The sequence below is a fragment of the Lewinellaceae bacterium genome, from assembly GCA_020636105.1.
Lineage (GTDB): Bacteria > Bacteroidota > Bacteroidia > Chitinophagales > Saprospiraceae > BCD1.
The window spans coordinates 367,031-389,011 of record JACJYL010000002.1 but is presented as its reverse complement, the minus strand read 5'-3'; the positions used below and the strand labels follow the sequence as shown (position 1 = coordinate 389,011).

At 41.4% G+C, this 21,981-nt stretch carries 1 protein-coding gene; it reads left to right on the top strand.

From position 1 onward, the window contains the following. Positions 1-64 precede the first annotated feature (64 nt). On the top strand, positions 65-21,916 hold the full coding sequence (locus H6571_18800; protein MCB9325794.1) for a right-handed parallel beta-helix repeat-containing protein: 21,852 nt from the start codon (positions 65-67) through the stop codon (positions 21,914-21,916). The last annotated feature ends 65 nt before the right edge of the window (positions 21,917-21,981 follow it).

Genomic DNA, 21,981 nt, shown 5'->3' with positions numbered 1-21,981 from the left:
ACAGGTTTTTATCGGTTTGCGCATGGTGTTGTTACTCAAAAAATTATACTAAAACATAACGTTTATGAAAATGCCAACTTTACAATCAGGTACCCTTTTTTCCCTTAAAACATTATTTGTTGGATTATTATTGTTGACTACTTTTTTCTTAGGTCAGGCGAATAATAATGATAATATTTCAGGACCTGAAGATGGCCCCGAGACAGCATTACTCAATGCCGGTAACGATACCTGGTATTGGACGAAACTTTTTACCGAGCTTCAGGTAGTTTATAATAATTCCGGAAGTAGTTTACAAAATGAAAACTATGTTCAGTTGAACAATTTGGAGACAATGGATGCTCCTGCCGGAGTGTATTCAGGAGCTATGGTAGGGATTAGTTCATTTATTTCGGCATATCCCTGGGATAATGTGGATGATTATTCCTTGGAAGTGGTGGATCCAGTAAGCCTATATACAGACAATACATTAGCCAGCCTCATAAGCTCTCATGTCACTATTCAAGATGCAGTCAATGCAGCATCGTCGGGCAATGCTATTGTTGTAGATGCAGGTACATATACAGAAGATGTTACAATTAATACAGCACTTATTACAATAAATGGTGCGAATGTTGATGTTGCCGCAGGGGTTAGCCCTGGGACAAGAGTCTCTCCTACTACCTTAAATGGCGGATTTAGTGCAAATGCCAACGGTATTGTTATCAATGGATTTGATATTGTGGGGGGGAGAGTGTCAGGGAGTCTAAAGGTTGGAATTGCAGTAACAGCAGATGATATTATTATAAAAAATAATGTCATAAAAGATGTTTTATCACCCGCTCAAAGTGATGGTGTATCAACGACAGGTGGTTCTGATAATTTGACACTGCTCAATAACACCATCCAAAATAACTGGCGAGGAATATATTTGAATCCGGGAGATGGCCATAGTTTTCAAGGTAATTTGATTGATGCTAATAATGGAGTAGGTGTTGGAATTGGTAGTGATGGTCAAAGCAATCTTAGCTTAACGGATAATAAGATCTCAAACCATACTTTGGAAGGCTGGGGGACTAGTACAGTAGGTGCTAATGTGGTAGCAAATAATAATTCTTTTGTAAGTAACGGTACCTCTATCGCACATTATAGCGGACAACAAATCGATGCCACCTGTAACTGGTGGGGAACAGAAGATCCTTTGGCCATAGCGGTAAGTGGTGATGTGCAATTCCTGCCATTCCTGATCGTCGACAACGTGGGTGGCTCAACATATCCCTGGGATAATATGGATAATTATTCTTGTGATGGCGCGGGACCCGTAAAAGTATATATGGACAATACATTAGCCAGCCTCATAAGCTCACATTTCACTATACAAGATGCTGTAGATGCATCATCATCGGGCAATGCTATTGTGGTAGATCCAGGAACATACAACGAAAGAGTTGTAATCGACAAACCGTTGACACTGCAGGGAGAGACAACAAATAAGACACTATATATAATTGACGGAAGTACTTTACCTCCATTAGAGAAAGGAGATGGTATCCATATTAACACAGGCGTAGAAAACGTAACTATAAAAAACCTTACCGTTCAAAATTTTGCAGGAGCCAATGGTAATGTTGATGCTGGAATTTATGCCAATGGTCAAAACGATAATTTATCAGTTCTTAATGTTGCCATTTTAGACAATGTTGGCGGCTCTGGATTTTACGCTAATGGACCAGTGGATGGTGTAACGATCAATGATTGTATGGTTAGCGGGCATACAACAGGTGCAAGAGGAATTGTCATTTGGAATGGCCTGAAAACGCATATTACTATTACGGATAATACCGTAAGCAATAACAATTGTTGTGGTATAGAGCTTCAGGATGGTTCTGCTTCTGGAGTTACCATTATGGATAATATATTATTTAACAATGGGGACAATGGAATCGGGGTGATCGGATTAACTTCTGGAGCTGGACCTAATGTAATTAGTGGAAACCTACTTGAAGACAATGGCCGTTTTGGAATAGAAGTTAAAAACCCAAATGGAACAGGAGCAACTTCAGGTGATGGTTCCATTGTGGTAGAAAATAACACTGTTTATTTCACACTTGCATATATTATAGGCGATCTGAGAGATTTGGTGGGTATTGGTGTTTTTAGAAGAGCACCTGAGTTTTCAAATGGAAACCCAGATGTTCCCCAAGGTGTTGTGGTTAGAAATAATACAATAACTAGATACAGTCAGCCTTCCGCTTCTGAAGGATTTGGAATTGTAGTAGAAGGCACAAATCATACGGTAGAGAATAATACATTAAACAATAATGATATTGGCATACAATTTCAGTCGGGACATATCCCTTATACAGGCGTAGGCGGAGTTGGGGATGAAGGAGATCAAAGTAACTTAAGTGATAATTATTTTGGAAGAGGTAATTCGCCAGTTGTATGTGCAATTAATCTTGGTGTCAATGTATACGCATCAAATGGAATCAACCTCAGATTAGTGGAAAATGGATTCCTAAGTGTGGATGAAATGGAAATTAAAACGAATATAAACCCTGGTATAGAAAACGATAACACAGGGGTGTTCTATTGTTCCATCCAGGAAGCTATCGATGCTGCTAGCCCAAATGATGTAATTTTGGTTTCTGCTGGCACCTTTACCGAGTCTTTAGTCATCAATACCCCACTAACCATAACAGGTACAGGAAAAGGAGATGATCCACTTAATAATACCATTTTAGCAGCAAGTGTTGCCTGTACGGGTACAGGTATTACCATCGGAGCTAATGATGTTCACATATCAGGTATCCGCATTGAAGGATTCCAGACTGCTATGCAAGCCAATAGTACAGATGGAACACAATTAGAAGATCTGGCATTAGTAGATTATTGTAGCCGTGGATTAAGCTTAAGTGGTTTTAATGAAAATATTGAACTGCTGAATTCAGACATTTTCCTTGAAAATGAGCCTCTTACGACGCAAGTGGGCATACGGGCAGGAACTGCAGATGGTGTTAATAACCTCACATTTGATGGTGGAACAATCATTGGTAATTACCAAGGTGTATTTGTTGCCCAAAATAGTTCTACACCAGCTGTTTTCAATGATATCACGTTTAAAAATTCCGAAATTTCGGATAACCTAATTAAGGGGATATATGTTGAAAAACTGAGCAATGCTTTGTTTGACAATTTAATTATGGACAATAATGGTACGGATCCAGCGTACGGATTTAATGCAGGAATCGATATTAATTTGAAATTTGGTGATTATTCAAATATAGTAATTAGTAACTCTACATTTACGAACTCAGGTGTTAACGGAGCAGCAACAGATCCTGAAAACACCTGCGCAATAGCCATTAAGGCACGTGATGATGGAGGGACTTATGGTCCAAATCCCGCAACTCTGGATGAAGTATCTATTTCAAATTGTATCATAAGTGGACCCAATAATGGTATCCGCTTTGGAGAACCAGGACAATCAAATGCAACACCGACGAACGTAAGTATAACCCAATGTGATTTGTCTTCTGTTTCCAATAAATCCATAATAAACCGTACAGGAGGAAAGGTGACTCTTGATTGTAACTGGCTTGGTTCAACTGACTTAGGAATGATTATAACCACGATGGTAAATTATAGCCCGGGTCAAATTGTTCATAATGAATTTTTGGACTCAAGTATTGATAGTAGCCCGAATGCAGGATTCCAACCAAGTGGTAATTGTGTTTGTCCTGATGGAACAAATGTAGTTACAGTTGGAGCCAATACATTCTGTTCTATTCAAGCGGCAATAGATGATCCGATGACCGTGGATGGGAATACTGTAGTAGTAGGCCCTGGAACTTATTACGAAGATATTGTGGTGCATAAAGAATTAACAATCTTAGGTCCTAATAATGGAGTTTGTGGTACAGGCTCACGTGCGACTGAAGCCGTCATACACCCAATGACTTCTTCACCATTTGGGGAAATAATAAAAGTTCAGGCCAGTAATGTTACCATCGATGGATTTTTGATCGACGGGGATAATCCTGCTCTGACAAGTGGTATCGTTGGAACCAATGGTGCAGATCTTGATGCCGCAGAAGCTGTCACTGTTTACGTCGATAATGTCAATAAGCTGACTGTTCAGAATAATATTATTAAAAACCTCACCTATTTTGGAGTAACCATTTTTGGTGCCTCTTATAGTGCTCCGGTAACATCAGAACACCTGGTTGAATGTAATAAGTTTCAGGACCTGGGAACATACCTCGATCCTAATAATGATATAAATCTATGGGGAGGTGGTATACTGATCTATAACGATCAGTACACACGTATTGCCAATAATACGATGACTAACGTTAGATTAGGCGTTCAAACGGGGAATTTTCATCGTCAAAACCCAGGTGCCGCCACGTATCAGGTCATTGACGGGAATACCATTCAAGCTAGAAAAAGAGGTATCTTTTATAATCTTCATACGGGATCTAATGTTTCACCTTTAACCGTTTCAAATAATACAATCACGGCGCTTTCACATGCGCAAGAAACCAACGAATGGGGCGGTATTTTAATGTCTTCTTTGTCAAATGCCTCAGGCATAGCCAATGATAATGTCATTGATGGATCAGGGGTGAGCATACCAAGTCAGGGTTATGAAGTCTGGAATGTTCATGAAGATTCTCCTGCATTAATTTCAGGAGGAACGGTGAGCAATGTAGATATCGGTGTATTTGTAAATAATTATGAAGGTTATAATCAATATGGAACCAACGGCGCACATACAATTATTGATGGAATAACAATCAATGCAAAGGAAAATGGAACGGGGATAAAAGTATTGGACAGCGATGATGCTATATGTGCCAATGCAGCAAATCCTGGGTCTTGTACCGTGGAACATGCTCCTGTTAATGCGGAAATTAAAAATTCGGATATAAACGGATTCAGTACTACAAGTACAGGTATAGAGATTGCAGGTACAAATGCTTCTGCTAACATCCATGACAATCTTACTACTATTAGCGGAAATGATATTGGTATTCTTGTAGATGCAGGAACAGCTACAATTACAAATAATACAATTAAACTGAATAATACCGGTATCAAGTTCCAAATCAATGGAACAGGAACGGCAAACAACAACAACATATTTGATAATGTCAACTATGGTGTGGATAACACAACTACTGTAGATGTAGACGCTACCGGTAACTGGTGGGGCAACGCAAATGGACCATCAGGAGTAGCTCCAGGAAGTGGTGATGCAGTAAGCGAAAACGTGGACTACTGCCCGTGGTTAGATAATGTAGTTGGCGTAGGCGTATTAGCGAATTTACCCGTTTATAATCAAACTCAAAACACATATCATTGTACGATCCAAGATGCCATAGATGCATCAGTAACTGCGAACGATGTAATTGTTGTTTCTCCGGGAACCTATAAGGAAGATGTGTTAATTGATAAAGATATCACACTAAAAGGATCAAGTAACTCAAATACTATTATTAGTGGACCTAAGGGTGGACAAGGATCAACTGTTAGGATTTCAGCGTCTGGAGTTATTGTACAGGATTTTGGTATTACTCGTGAAGGTAATACGGTTGCTGATTGGAATGATCCAACTTTAAACAATGGTGGTGGAATTGCCATTCAAGGACAAGCTGTTGATTGTGAGATTTTTGATTGTCATATATTTGGCAATAGAACAGGCATTGATGTAAACAATAGTGATGACAATAACATACACAATAACCTAATCGATAATAACCGTACAGGTTTGATTTTTAGAAATCAAACAGAAAATACAGTGTTTGAAAACAATTTTGTAACAAACAACTGGACTGTAGGTATTTTATTCTTAGATGCAAATAATGGTGCGGGTAATATTCCTGTTCAATCTGCCATTAACAGTTCCTTTAACAATAATGTCCTATCTGGAAACTGGTACGGTCAAGTTGTAGACAGACAAGGAGGAGTTACAGCAAATACGAAAGATTTTAATTGTAACTGGTATGGAACAACTTCAATTACTGTTGTTGTAACAGATAGTCAAGAACCAGGTTATGCGGCACAGATCCCAGTTGTTTACGGAGGAACTGCAGTTTCCCCTATGGTTGCTGAACCAGAGATTTTAGGGGCTGGTTCAAGTAATATAGATTACGAAACGTATTTAGTAGACGGTACAGATAATGATTTAGGAAGTTTTGGTTTCCAGGAAGTACCTAATAGTTGCTCCGGATGTGTAAATGGACTTTCTGTTCAAAATATGACATCTGGTGTATTCTATTGTTCCATCCAGGAAGCTATTGATGATGCGAATCCTAGTGAAGAATTATTGGTTTTTGAGGGTACCTTTACCGAGTCTTTAGTCATCAATACCCCACTAACCATAACAGGTACAGGAAAAGGAGATGATCCACTTAATAATACCATTTTAGCAGCAAGTGTTGCCTGTACGGGTACAGGTATTACCATCGGAGCTAATGATGTTCACATATCAGGTATCCGCATTGAAGGATTCCAGACTGCTATGCAAGCCAATAGTACAGATGGAACACAATTAGAAGATCTGGCATTAGTAGATTATTGTAGCCGTGGATTAAGCTTAAGTGGTTTTAATGAAAATATTGAACTGCTGAATTCAGACATTTTCCTTGAAAATGAGCCTCTTACGACGCAAGTGGGCATACGGGCAGGAACTGCAGATGGTGTTAATAACCTCACATTTGATGGTGGAACAATCATTGGTAATTACCAAGGTGTATTTGTTGCCCAAAATAGTTCTACACCAGCTGTTTTCAATGATATCACGTTTAAAAATTCCGAAATTTCGGATAACCTAATTAAGGGGATATATGTTGAAAAACTGAGCAATGCTTTGTTTGACAATTTAATTATGGACAATAATGGTACGGATCCAGCGTACGGATTTAATGCAGGAATCGATATTAATTTGAAATTTGGTGATTATTCGAATATAGTAATTAGTAACTCTACATTTACGAACTCAGGCGTTAACGGAGCAGCAACAGATCCTGAAAACACCTGCGCAATAGCCATTAAGGCACGTGATGATGGAGGGACTTATGGTCCAAATCCCGCAACTCTGGATGAAGTATCTATTTCAAATTGTATCATAAGTGGACCCAATAATGGTATCCGCTTTGGAGAACCAGGACAATCAAATGCAACACCGACGAACGTAAGTATAACCCAATGTGATTTGTCTTCTGTTTCCAATAAATCCATAATAAACCGTACAGGAGGAAAGGTGACTCTTGATTGTAACTGGCTTGGTTCAACTGACTTAGGAATGATTATAACCACGATGGTAAATTATAGCCCGGGTCAAATTGTTCATAATGAATTTTTGGACTCAAGTATTGATAGTAGCCCGAATGCAGGATTCCAACCAAGTGGTAATTGTGTTTGTCCTGATGGAACAAATGTAGTTACAGTTGGAGCCAATACATTCTGTTCTATTCAAGCGGCAATAGATGATCCGATGACCGTGGATGGGAATACTGTAGTAGTAGGCCCTGGAACTTATTACGAAGATATTGTGGTGCATAAAGAATTAACAATCTTAGGTCCTAATAATGGAGTTTGTGGTACAGGCTCACGTGCGACTGAAGCCGTCATACACCCAATGACTTCTTCACCATTTGGGGAAATAATAAAAGTTCAGGCCAGTAATGTTACCATCGATGGATTTTTGATCGACGGGGATAATCCTGCTCTGACAAGTGGTATCGTTGGAACCAATGGTGCAGATCTTGATGCCGCAGAAGCTGTCACTGTTTACGTCGATAACGTCAATAAGCTGACCGTCCAGAATAATATTATTCAAAACCTCACCTATTTTGGAGTAACCATTTTTGGTGCCTCTTATAGTGCTCCGGTAACATCAGAACACCTGGTTGAATGTAATAAGTTTCAGGACCTGGGAACATACCTCGATCCTAATAATGATATAAATCTATGGGGAGGTGGTGTACTGATCTATAACGATCAGTACACACGTATTGCCAATAATACGATGACTAACGTTAGATTAGGCGTTCAAACGGGGAATTTTCATCGTCAAAACCCAGGTGCCGCCACGTATCAGGTCATTGACGGGAATACCATTCAAGCTAGAAAAAGAGGTATCTTTTATAATCTTCATACGGGAAACCCTTCTCCTTTAACAATCTCAAATAATACGATAACAGCATTGGCTGATGCAAATGAGGTAACCAATTGGGATGGTATCCTTTTGTCCTCTTTGTCGGATGCCGTTGGCGTGGTTTCCGGTAATGTGATAAATGGTTTAGGAATAACCATTCCTTCAGAAGGTATTGAAGTCTGGAACGTCAAGGATAATGCTCCTGTTTCCATAAGCGGAGGTACAATCAGCAACGTGGATATCGGTCTTTTCCTTGACAACTATGAAGGGTATAATTCCGATGCAGGCAATGGAGCTCACGCAGTGGTTTCAGGGTTATCTATAAACCCAAATTCAACAGGTACGGGTATTCGTTTATTGGATAGCCCTTCCAGTACCACCCACGCTGATGTGCGCCTTGAAATGGGAACAGGCGTTACTGTAACAGGTGGAACAGATGGTTTGGTCATAGAAAATGCCAATGCAGCTTTGGTTGATGTACCAACAGCAGATGGTTATACAGATGCTAATGATCTTGCTCTCGACGGACAGACCAGTGATTACATAAAGTTGATCAATAACGCATTTGATGTGGATGGTACCGCAGTAACTTTTGATGGCAATCTGATCAATGCCACCACCCGTCTGGCCATTGAAGCCAAAGTATTACACAAAGCAGACGACCCTGCTTTGGGATTGGTCATTCCATTGATTCCATGTAATACTGCGGAACAAGTTACAAACTCGTTCACCGGTGAATCCTATTGTACGATTCAGGAGGCGATAGATGCTGCAACTGGAGGTATTGGAGAGGTGTTGACTGTAACGGCAGGCAATTATCCTGAAAATGTTACTATAAATAAACCTTTGACATTAACAGGCGCCCAAGCAAATATGCCTTGTGGAAGTCGTACAGGAGGTGAATCTGTTATTGCTCCGGCAAGTGGTGTACCGTTTACGGTCACAGCAGATGGAGTTACGATCAATGGATTTGAGATAACGGCCCCAAGTTCGAACTATGCAGTTAATTGTGGAGGAACGTCCAATACTGACGTTATATTCAACAATATTCATGATTTAGGAACAACAGTAACAAGTGGAAACGTACATGCAGTAGTTTATACTGTAGCCAACGCCTCTAATACCAGTAATGTAACGATTTCAGATAACTGTTTTGATGCAATTAGCAATCCTACACTCTCTGGGTATAGTGCTAGTGCAATTGGAGTATTACAATCGACCTCAACAGGTATACTCACTACCTTGAAAATTGAAAGGAATTTAATAAACGATGTTAATGCCAAAATAGCAGAGTGGGGCGATGGAGGAAGAATAGCCTACGGAATACAAATAAATGTAGGAGGTAATTCAAGTTACCTTACGAATGGAAAGGTTGTAGATGCGGATATTAAACATAATGAGATAACGAACCTTGAAGGATTTATTTCCACAGGTATTGCCTTAGAAGGTAATACAGAAAATGCGGTTGTTGAGAACAATTTAGTAACTACATTAAAAGGTTATAAACTAAGTGATCAGGCAGGAGGTGGATATGACTTACAAGGTCTTAAATTTGAAGCCAATAGATATGTTTCAACTTGTACAGTAATCAACAACAGTTTTGCAACGGAAACCTTTGAGCATGCGACGGTTGCTGTTCCAATGCCTACTACTGTTGGGTTGGGCTATGCGATAGCCAATTATGTTCCTGTAGGAGTTGCTTACCCAGAAATTACTTATCCAGGGCCAATCACGAGTTCAGCAGGAACAACCGGGCCAGCATCTACCAGCTGTAACTGGCATGGAACGAATGTTTTTAGCGATATTGATAATGGAACAATTACGGGTAAGATATTAAATAAGCCAGGATGTGAGACGACTTTCCAGCCCTACCTTATAGTAGCAACGGAAGATGCCGGAACAGGATCTATGATTGGCTTCCAGCCAGAAACACCGAATGCATGTGCTGAATTACCTGTGAATATAACTTCAGTAACTCCAACGGATGAATTGTGTGGGGTACTTGGAACGATAATGGTTGAGTGGGAAGATGGCACTGGACCATTTGATGTAAGCTGGACAGGTCCCGAGGTCGGTACTGCAACAAACGTTTCCAGTGGGTTTATTATCCCCGATCTGGATGCAGGTACTTATGAAGTGACCGTTGAAGCAGTAGGTTCATTCTCAACGACAACGGGTATTGTAATTGAATATTTATCGGTAAAAAATACAAATGGACCAACTTATTACGCAACAATTAGTGAAGCTATTGCTGCAGCCAGTTCAAGTGATATAATCGAGGTTTGTGCAGGGACTTATACCGAGCCACTTACCATAAACATTAATAAAGGACTCACAATAAAAGGTGCAAATGCAGGTGTTGCTGGTACAGCTGTACGTGATCCTGAATCGATTCTTTTAAATAGCAAAATAACTGTTACTACCTCTGAGGCAGTTATAATTGATGGATTTAAAGTCGAAAGAGATGATGCAGTTGCTGGTGATGTAGTTTCGCTTGGGGGAAGCGCTGAAGCAACGGTAACTAATACGATTTTTGAAAGGAATGGTAGCGCTCCGGGAACAAATATCAGAGCCATTCTAACCAGTAGTGGTGCAGGGGTTAAAAATATCACCAACAACCTCTTTACAGGCGATGTCACCAATGGCGTGTTTAGTGGTCATACGACCTGGAATAATGCCATTTATATCAATGGTGGAGCCAGTACCGTAAATATTACAAATAATAAAATTTCCAATTCGAGGACAGCCTTAAATCTGGATGATTATCAATCCAATATAGTGGTTTCGGGGAATTCCTTTGAAACAAATGGAACGCATATTGCTTTCGGCGGCACAGCTCCAACAAATGGATCATTTGTATTTGGTTCAAATAATTTCAATTCTTTGGTAGATGCCTTTATCAACCTGAGTAATGTTGATCCTGCATTTAGATTGGATATTACTTCTTCTTCTTATGATGGAGCTCCTTTAAATAGTGTATCTGATGCCGTATTATTTGAAGTTGAAACACACATGTATCATAAAAACTTCTCTGGTAGAAAAGGGAAAGTTATTTATCGGGCGGGTAATCAATATGTGAATAATATATCCGGTAAAATTGATGTCATTCAAAATTCAGTATTATATGCTGATGCCAATGATATCATTAATTTGCAGAATGGAACGTATAACCAGAGAGTAATTATTGATGTTTCTGATATTACGCTACAAGGTGTTACTGCCGATAAGACATTGTACATTATTGATGGTACAAGCTTAGGCAATGGAGATGGAATTTTTATTCAGTCCAATTTTACGGGCATTACCATTCAAAACCTGACTGTTCAGAATAATTCCGGAGCAAATGGTAATGTGGATGCCGGAATATATGCCAATGGAGGCAATAATGGCCTTATGGTCAGCAATGTAGCCTTATTGAATAATGTTGGTGGTTCCGGTTTTTACGCGAATGGTCCTGTAGATGGAGTAACCGTTACTAATAGTATGATAAGCGGTCACACGTCAGATGCAAGAGGTATAGTTATCTGGAACGGTTTAAAAAAGCACATCATTATTACTGATAATATGTTGTCCAACAACAACTGTTGCGGTATAGAATTACAGGATGGAACGGCCGATATGGTTACCATTACTGGTAACAGTGTGGATGTTACCGCAGGAGACAGTGGTATGGGATTGACTGGAATGAGTAATGCATTAGTGGACAATAACACGGTCACCGGAGTTGGACGTTTTGGAATCGAGATCAAAAATCCAAATGGAAATGTGAGTGTAACCAATAATCATGTTACCAATACAGGTGCGGCCAATAATAGAGATTATGCAGGTATCGCTGTTTTCAGAAGAGGCGTTTTAGGCGGGACTTCTGGCCCTGATATTCCTTTTGGAGTTACCTTAACAGGAAATATAGTAACTGGTTATACCCATGCTGGCCCAGTAGCTGAAGGATTTGGTATTGTTGTGGAAGGAGTAGATCATATTGTCAGTGGTAATACTTTAATTGGAAATGATATTGGTATTCAGTTACAAGGAGGCGGCCATGATAATGCCAATTATCCGGCTGGAGATGGTGACCAGGAAGCAGGTCAATCACCAAATTATTTTGGGCGGGGTAATTCACCTAAAATCTGCGAAACGACTTTAGGTGTAAACACTTATGATGCGGGTGCTCCAAACGGAACCGATGTTCGTCTGGTAACTGATACTGAATTTTCCGATGATATTGCTTACATAACGACTAAAGTAATCGGAGCCATTCACAATCAAACACAGGATACTTATCACTGTACCATCCAGGATGCGATTGATAATTCAAATGGTTCAGAAGGAGCCAGAGATATAATCATTGTTCCGGACGGGGTGTATAGAGAGGAATTGGTTATTTCCAAAGATCATTTTGAACTGAGAGGAAATAATTATGGTATTGATCCATGTAGTGGGGCGCGATCAGACGAGTCTGTCATTATGGCTCCCCGATCAAATCCTGATCCGAATAGCCCTACAGGGGTTTACCTGATGTATTTTGACGGGCATCGTTCGGATGTGGTCGTTGAAGGGTTTACTTTTGAAGGAGACAATCCTGATCTTATGAGTGGAGTTGAATTTGGAGGAGCAGATGTTGATGCGGTAGAGGCCATGTCAGCTTATGATGGAATTTCAGATGTTCAGGTTAAGAATAATATCTTCCAAAACCTCAATTACGCAGCCATAGATTTCTACAATTACACCAATGGTGGGGCTGCCACCAAAGGTAATATTGTAAGCCACAACAAATTTGAAAATATTCTGCCAAGTTTATATGGAATAGGTGTGTTAATCTACAATAACGCCTACACCGATATTACGAATAACTGTATGGAGAATGTGCGTATTGGTGTTCAAACCGGTAATTTTTACCAGGCACATCCGGATAATTTGCAACCAAATATTTCAAATAACACTATCGTTTCAGAAAGACTTGGAATTTTCCATAACCTGGCTTATTCCGGCTCTGCTACCTTTAATATTAACAATAATACAATATCTTCTACCATAGGAGCAACCAATAATGACGGTATTTTGGTTTCAAGTATTGGCGGGACAGTTGATGTTAATATTTTAGATAATGATATAAGCAACACCAATGCCGGTATCGAATTTTGGAATTGTACTTCCAGTGCTGTTGTTACAGCCAATGGAGGAACGATTACCAATGCTCAATACGGTGTTTTTGCCAATAATTTTGAAGGATATAATTCGGATGCAAATAGTGGGGCAGTTGGTATTGATGGAATTAATATCGACGGCTCAGCCATAGCAGGTGTTTATGTCCTTGATAGTCCTGATAATACTAATAATGCGACAATTGACCTTACCGTCAATCACTGTGCCATTAATAACAGTGTTGTTGGGGTATTGATCGAAGGGGCTGATGCCACAGCTACCATTAATTACAACAACATTACTTCCAATGCTACCTTTGGTGTTAACAACCTGTCTGGCAATCAGATAGATGCTACTTCCAACTGGTGGGGAGATGCAAGCGGACCATCTGGCGAAGGTCCTGGCTCAGGGAATTCTGTATCCGAGTTTGTGGATTACTGTCCATGGTTGGATGCTGTATTCGCTACCGGTCTACCGGTTGGACCTGTACACAATACTACTACGGGTGAATATTTCTGTAGTATCCAGGGAGCAATAGATGATGGGGATACAGGTTCCGGAGATGTCATAACGGTAAGTTCAGGAACTTATACAGAAGCGCTTGTGGTTAACAAAGGAGTAACCATTCAGGGGCCGAATGTAGGGGTAGCACCAAACTGTTCAGGCGTGCGCGTTAATGAAGAAGCCGTGATAGAAACTGCTGATGGAACCACACCTGTTGCCATTTTAGCCAACGGTGTTACGATCGATGGATTTACGATCACCAATCCCGATGGGAATAACGCCATATATTCAAGTGGTTTTGGCGGACTTACTATTAAAAATAATATTATCACTTCAGTGGGTAATGATGCCCTTACGGGAAACACCCATGCTATAGCTGTTTCGTCGAATGCTGCAGCTATAACAGGAGTAATTATTGAGGATAACCGGATAACGGATATTCATGGAGGCGAGAATCCTGCATTAACAGGAGCAGCAGCTAAAGCCAACAATAAAAGTGGTTCGGCCATAGGTATTGGATGGTCTGATTCCAATAATGATATTGCAGGTGTAGTAATTCAAAGAAACTGTATAACCAATGTAAGCGCAAGTGCTGATGGATGGGATGATGGAGGAAAAGGAGCCTATGGTATCATATTAAATGTAGGATATACAGGATCAGGAAAGGTTTTATCTCCGCAGATTTTGGAGAATAAAATAGATCAATTAGCAGGATTATGGTCACATGGTATAGGCTTGGAGGGAGATACTCCTATGGCCAATGTACAAAATAATGCGATCAGCAACCTGACAGATAATAAGGTTGAATTAGATGCGGCTGCCATAATGGTAGAAGGTAATGCTTCTGCAGCAAGTGTAATGATCAATAACAATAGTTTTGTTGGGGTCGAGGCAGGCGTGAGAAATGTAACAGGAATTACAGTAAATGCAACTTGTAACTGGTGGGAAACAACAGACCTCGGAATGCTTTCTGGTAAGTACGTAGGTCTGGTAACAGTCAGTCCATTCCTGACGAGTGGAACGGATAGTGCTCCAGCTACTATCGGTTTCCAGCCAACAGGAACCTGTGATGGGGAATTCCCCATCCATAACGTGACACGGGACATCTATTTCGCTAGCATCCAGGATGCTATCGATGATGCCAATACGATGGCATTGGATGAGATCGAAATTTTGCCAACAGACTATACAGAACCTGGCCAGATTGATGTACACAAATCCATTTCATTACACGGGCAGGGCAAATTAGTTACAACTTTGCGTCCGGGAATGCATACCGGAAGTGGTGGTGATGCGAGAGGTTTTATTCTCGTCCAGGACGGCATTGAATTCCACTTGAGTGATTTGACAATGAACGGAACGGGTTTTAATGTATATCAGGGAATTCGCCAGAAGGGATTTGGAAGTGTGAATAATGTTTACTTTACGGAGATTAAATACCCGGGTTATGGCGGTGTGGCGATGGCAGCTTTTGGAACAGGAGATGTTCATGTGACCAATAGCATGTTTGATGAAATAGGCAGAGTCGGGGTATTATACTTTGGAACGGTGATAACAGGTTCCAATTTTACAGGTAATACATACACAGGAAAAGGCCCAGGCGATTGGCTGGATTATGCTTTGGATATTAGTGCAGGAGCAGTGGTTAATGTGAGTGGAAATACCATAAGCGGCAACAGGGGTGTTGCGAGTTCAGACGGCTCGACCTCAGCTGCGATATTAGTAAGCACTTATTATGGTGGAGGAACGACAGCTGCCATAACAAATAATGTACTTACAAATAACACCACAGGAGTTGCTGTGGGGTATGATGTGAGCGATACAAGTGTCGCAACCATCCAATACAATGATATTTTTGGCAATGATTATGGCGTAACGTCAACCGCACCACAGGTAGACGCGACAAGTAACTGGTGGGGCGATGCCAGCGGACCACAACACCCAACAGCAAACCCAGATGGAAGTGGTAACCCAGTTTCCGACAATGTAGATATTTGTCAATGGCTGGACGCCAGTTTTACAGTACCTGGAATGCCTGTTGATGTCACACCTGTGGCACTTTGTAAAGATCCTTTCTCCGTAGTGCTTGATGCCAATGGCATGGCCACTATTAGTGTTGCTGATGTGGATAACGGCAGTTACGATCCTTGTGAAACACCGACGTTAACTTTGAGTCAATCAAGTTTTGGTTGTAGTGATGTTTTAGGGTCTCCTGTCACAGTTACTTTGACAGCTACTGACGGGGCTCCACAATCATCAACCTGTAGTGTAATGGTAACTGTTGTAGATAATGTCCCAACAATTGCTGACTGCCCGGTCGATATTACAGTATCTAATGATGCGGGTCTTTGTGGTGCTGAAGTCACCTGGACGCCACCTACTGCCTCTAGAGCTGGTTATGATCAGGGGTTTGAAGCTGCAGGATTTATGTCAGGTGATTTCTATGGAGATTGGCAGGGGGATGTAGTAAGAGTTCCTACCGGTACCGATGGAATTGCTTCCTCTTCAGGAGGTGCTCATGCTCTGGTAGCAGGTGATCCTTATACAAGGCTTGGAGGATATTCTTCAGAATTCGGAACGGGTTATGTCGTCTCTGTTGATGTGTATATGGATTTAAACGATCCTGCGGTTACAGCTGCTCCTGCGGATACCTATGGCTGGGATTTATCTGTAGCTTCCAGCAATCAATCTGGAAATCACCTGCAGGACTTCATTTTCCATACAGCGTCTAACGATGCCGGGCATATTTTAGTGGGTGGTAGCAATAATACAAACTTTACCAGGAGGAATGATTTGGCCTCTTTAAATCACTTTGAAATTACTTCCTCCGCCTGGTATACCTTCCAATGGGTTTTTAGAGATGACGGAGCGGGAGTTTTAGCCGTTGACCTTAATTTGGTGGATGATGGGGGCACTATTTTGTGGACAGAAACGAGAAGTACTCCTACAAATTTGATTAGTACCGTTGTCGGAGGTAACCGCTACATGTGGTTTACATTTATTGAGGCGGAGAATTTATCGATTGATAATGTCATATTAGAGAACAATGTGGCTATAGTTTGTGACCATGAACCTGGAGATGTATTCCCCGTCGGAACTACGCTTGTAACCTATACAGCAACAAGTCCTTGCGGAAATACAGAAACCTGTACCTTCAATGTAACTGTCAATGATACAGAAAAACCTGAATTTGCCGATTGTCCTGCACCTATAGCTAGTTGTGCAGATGCTGCTACACTTTCCTGGACGCATGTAAAATTAACTGACAACTGTGACCTTTCTGGAGGTTCATTATCCTATACCTTATCTGGAGCCACCACCCAAACTGCAACAACTGTTGCTGAGTTTGATGGCTCAACGATGGGAACAGAAACCTTTAACGAAGGAATCACAACCGTAACCTATACCGCTTCTGATGCTGCCGGAAATCTGGTGAACGGAACGTGTAGTTTTACAGTTACCATTAACCCTCTTCCTGATTTTGATATCACGGCAGATTATGCCACCTGGGATAACATATCAGGAAATTCAGCAAGTGTGCCAGATGCCGGGGGAGGAGCAACCTATTCCTGGAGTATTACGAACGGAGTCATTGATTCAGGTGATGGTACCAGTTCCATTTCCTTTACATCCGGAAATGCGGGAACAGTAGAATTGTCTGTCACCGTTACAGATGGAAATACTTGTTCATCTTCAGCTATGGCAACGGTCATCGTGTTGGATCCTTGTAGCAGCCCTGATTTTTACAATCCAATAGCCTTGGCTCCAAATGGTTCAGAAGGAGTGGGTTTATGGTCGGTGGATCGGTATGAACCAGAAATTTTCGAATCTCCGGCTACCGCACCAGACGGAACCATAAATACATTACATCATGGCATTGATGCGGCTGATGGTCAGGCAGCTGGTTTTTACAATACCCAGGGAAGACGATATGCATTGCATCCATCCAGTATTGAAACCGAAATAGAATTATATGTTCCTGCTGATTGGGCCACAACTGGCAGACGAATGGCAGGTCTTTGGGGGGAAGCTTTTGATGCAACAAATGCCTTATCCGGTTATCCGATCATTGAGTTTACTTCCGATGGAGGTACCCCGAGATTTAGAGGATATGAAGGGGATGGTTCCTGGTACGATATGGGCTTGCCTCCTGGTTTTGCCTATGACCAATGGGTGACTTTGAGGTTGCAAGTGCTGGCAGGCGGAGAATTCAGATATACCGTAAAAACGGCACAAGGAGACCTGATTTATAATACGATGCTGCATGGAGTCAATGGATCTACTCATTTCAAAAATATCATTTTACAAGGGCATAATACTACGGCCGGTGTAACTTATGATATTTACTGGAATAACCAAACAGCCTCACCGGTCGATTTTGATATGGCTGCCAATGGTGTTGATCTCCAGCATTTTGATACTGCAACTTATTGCTATGGAGAACTGGTCGAATTCGAAATTACAGGTCCAAATAGTTTAGATACCTACACATTGACCCTTGATGGAAACCCGGTTTCTTCTGGTAATGTGAATGATCCGGCAGTAACTTTCAATGCTACAGAAGCTGATGTAGGCACTTACGAATTGACCGTAACGAATGACGATGGTTGTTCTTTGACGGAGGTTTATTATGTGGAAGTACAGCCTACACCAATAGTAGAAGCAACAGTTACTGGTCCTGGCGCTTATAGCCAGTTGATGACCTCAGGTAATTCATATGCTTTGACGATATGTTCAGGTGAAGAAGTGACTACAAGTGATGCGATCTCTACTTCGGTAGATCCAGGCTCCTGTGGACCATTATGGGTAGAGACGGTTTATACTACTAATATAAGTACGTTGCCTTCTACTCAAACCTTCAATGCTGATGTTGCTACGGCTTATCCAGCAACCTCGATCACACCTGAAAATCATGACGGCGTAGCGAAGGATATCGTATTTGTATCTACACCATATTATGATGTAGATGGATCAATGACCCTGACTGCGGGCGATGTAGCAGGAGATCCGGTTACTTTTACCTTGACCGTACAGCCGACACCAATAGTAGAAGCAACGGTTACCGGTCCTGGCGCTTACAGCCAGTTGATGACCTCAGGTAATTCATATGCTTTGACGATATGTTCAGGTGAAGAAGTGACGACAAGTGATGCCACCTCTACTTCGGTAGATCCAGGTTCTTGTGGACCATTATGGGTACAGACGGTTTATACTACTGATATAAGTACGTTGCTTCCTACTCAAACATATGATGCACCAGTCGGTTCTGCTTTGCCATCAACCTCGATCACTCCTGAAAATCATGACGGCGTAGCGAAGGATATCGTATTTGTATCTACACCATATTATGATGTAGATGGAAGTGGAACCCTGACTGCAGGAGATGTAGTTGGAGAGACCATTACTTTTACGTTGACTGTACAGCCTACGCCGATAGTATCAGCAACGGTTACGGGACCTGGTGCTTACAGCCAGTTCATGACCTCAGGTAATGCTTATGCTTTGACGATATGTTCAGGTGAAGAAGTGACGACAAGTGATGCCACCTCTACTTCGGTAGATCCAGGCTCTTGTGGACCATTATGGGTACAGGCTGTCATTACTACCGACATCAGTACGCTACCTGCTACTCAAACGGTTGATGGACCAGTTGGTCCGGATTTTGGATCCACTTCAATCACACCTGAAAATCATGACGGCGTAGCGAAGGATATCGTATTTGTATCTACACCATATTATGATGTAGATGGAAGTGGGACACTGACTGCAGGAGATGTAGTTGGAGAGACCATTACTTTTACGTTGACTGTACAGCCTGCACCAACTATCACTTGTATAATGAACCAGACCAGGGATACAGATCCGGCAACATGTACTTATACCGTTGATGGAACAGAATTTGATCCTGTAATAACAGGTAGTTGTACACCTCTTGTTGTGACCTATGAATTAACGGGGGCAACAGCTACAGGAGTTACAACAGCAAACTCCCTGGCAGGACTAATATTCTACAAGGGTACCACTACAGTAACTTGGACGGTGACCAATAGCGGTACACCGACGAGTTCCGCAACCTGTAGCTTTGATGTGCTGGTAGAAGATAATGAAATTCCGACATTGGCTTGTCCTGCGAATATTGTTTCCAACTCTAATCCAAGTATTTGTGGAAATACAGAATTCTGGACCAATCCTACAGCAACGGATAATTGTACAGCTACACCTGCTTTAGAGTGGGATATTTTTGACAAAAACAATACCTTGGTTTCTCACCAGACAGGTCTAATGGCTGGTAACGGCGTCAATTATACGTTTGGGGTAGGAGTGAATACGGTAACTTATACGGCTACAGATGCCAGCGGTAATCCGGCAACTTGTTTCTTTACCGTGACCATCAATGATGCTCAGCCACCGGTATTGCAGCCAGGAACCTGCCCTGCGAATATTACGGTAAACGATACGAATGGAGATTGTTCTGAAAATGCCACCTGGGTGGCACCTATTTTCTCGGATAATTGTAGTTTTACTGGAAGCTTTATGGTCTCAAGTGATTACAATCCGGGAGCTTCTTTCCTGGCCGGGGTTACTACGGTTACCTACACGGCAACAGACGGAACAAATTCGACTGTATGTACCTTTGATGTTATTGTCACAAGTACTCCCATGGCTGTGGATGACGTAAACAGCCCTGCCGTTTCACCTGGATCGGATGCTGTAGTCAACGTAGTTACGAATGATATGGATTGCGATACCAATATCGATGCCTCAACTGTAGACTTTGCACCGGGCATTGCTGGACAGCAAACAATTATGACGGTACTTGGAGAAGGGGAGTGGACCGTTGATGCAAACGGAGAGGTTACCTTCTCTCCTGAGGCTGGTTTTACCATTGATCCTACTCCTATTACTTACGTGGTTAAAGATGGTTCGGGCAATACTTCAAATGTGGCAACTATAACAGCAGACTATTTACCGATTGCTAGTGATGACCTTAGCGATAATAACAATGCAGGATCAGTTGAAGTTGATGTTTTGGCAAATGACCTGGATGGTGATTACGTTGATCCGACGACAGTAAGTCTTGTGACGCCTGTTGGAGCTACGAATGTGGTAACTGATGGAAATGGCGACGTTACAAGTATGGATATACCGGGCGAAGGTACATGGAGTGTGAATGGTGCCACAGGTGCCATCACATTTACTCCTCATGTAGCATTGGTAGGGGATCCGACTCCAATTAATTATACGGTGAATGATCATGAAGGAAATCCATCAAATCAGGCGCTTGTTACAATAGAATACACACTTTGTGTTGAAATTGAAGCATGGGTGTATCTGGAAGGTTCAGCAATTGCACCAAACGGTTCGTCAAATTATTCCATTCCGATGAGATCAGAGTTGAATGATAAGAGATTGCTGCCTGGACAGTATTCAAGTAGCCCTCTTGGAAATTACTATTCTCCTCCTGGCCAGCCTTACAGTGTAGCACCATGGAATTATATGGGAACAGAAGGATATGGTTATGACTCAGATGAAATGGTTGGAAACGCAGATGCGGGTTATCCTTCCGATGTTGTCGATTGGGTATTGGTTTCCTTGAGAGATAAAGTGGTTGATCCATTTAACCTTTTAGGAGATTATAAGCCTGATTTAACTCCGATTTGTACTGCTGCAGCATTGTTACATACAGATGGTTCCATTGAGTTTATTGACGGATTTACCTGTTGTGAATTAGATGTTTCAGAAACATATTACCTGGTCATAGAACACCGCAATCACTTACTTGTGAGTTCGCATGAACCGGTGCCCATAATCAATGGAGTGATTTCTTATGACTTCAGGTCTCAACAAAGTTATATTCAAATAGCTTTTGGTAGTCCTAATGGATCAGGCCAAAAAGAAGTAAGTCCAGGTGTATTTGTAATGCATGCAGGTAATGGAGATCAGGCACCTGATCCTACAGCAGATACCTTTATTGGATTTGGTGATGAAGCATTTTTGAAATCTGAATACGGACAAGTACTTCGCTATCTAAATGGAGATTATAATATGAACGGCTCTCCAAATAGCCTTGATCGAATTCTTTGGGGCTTCAACAACGGTAAGTCATCAGCTGTACCGAGAAATTAATGAATCTGCAACCGGATAGCCAGTTAATGCTGGCTATTCGGTTGTTCTTGTTAAATAAAGTAATA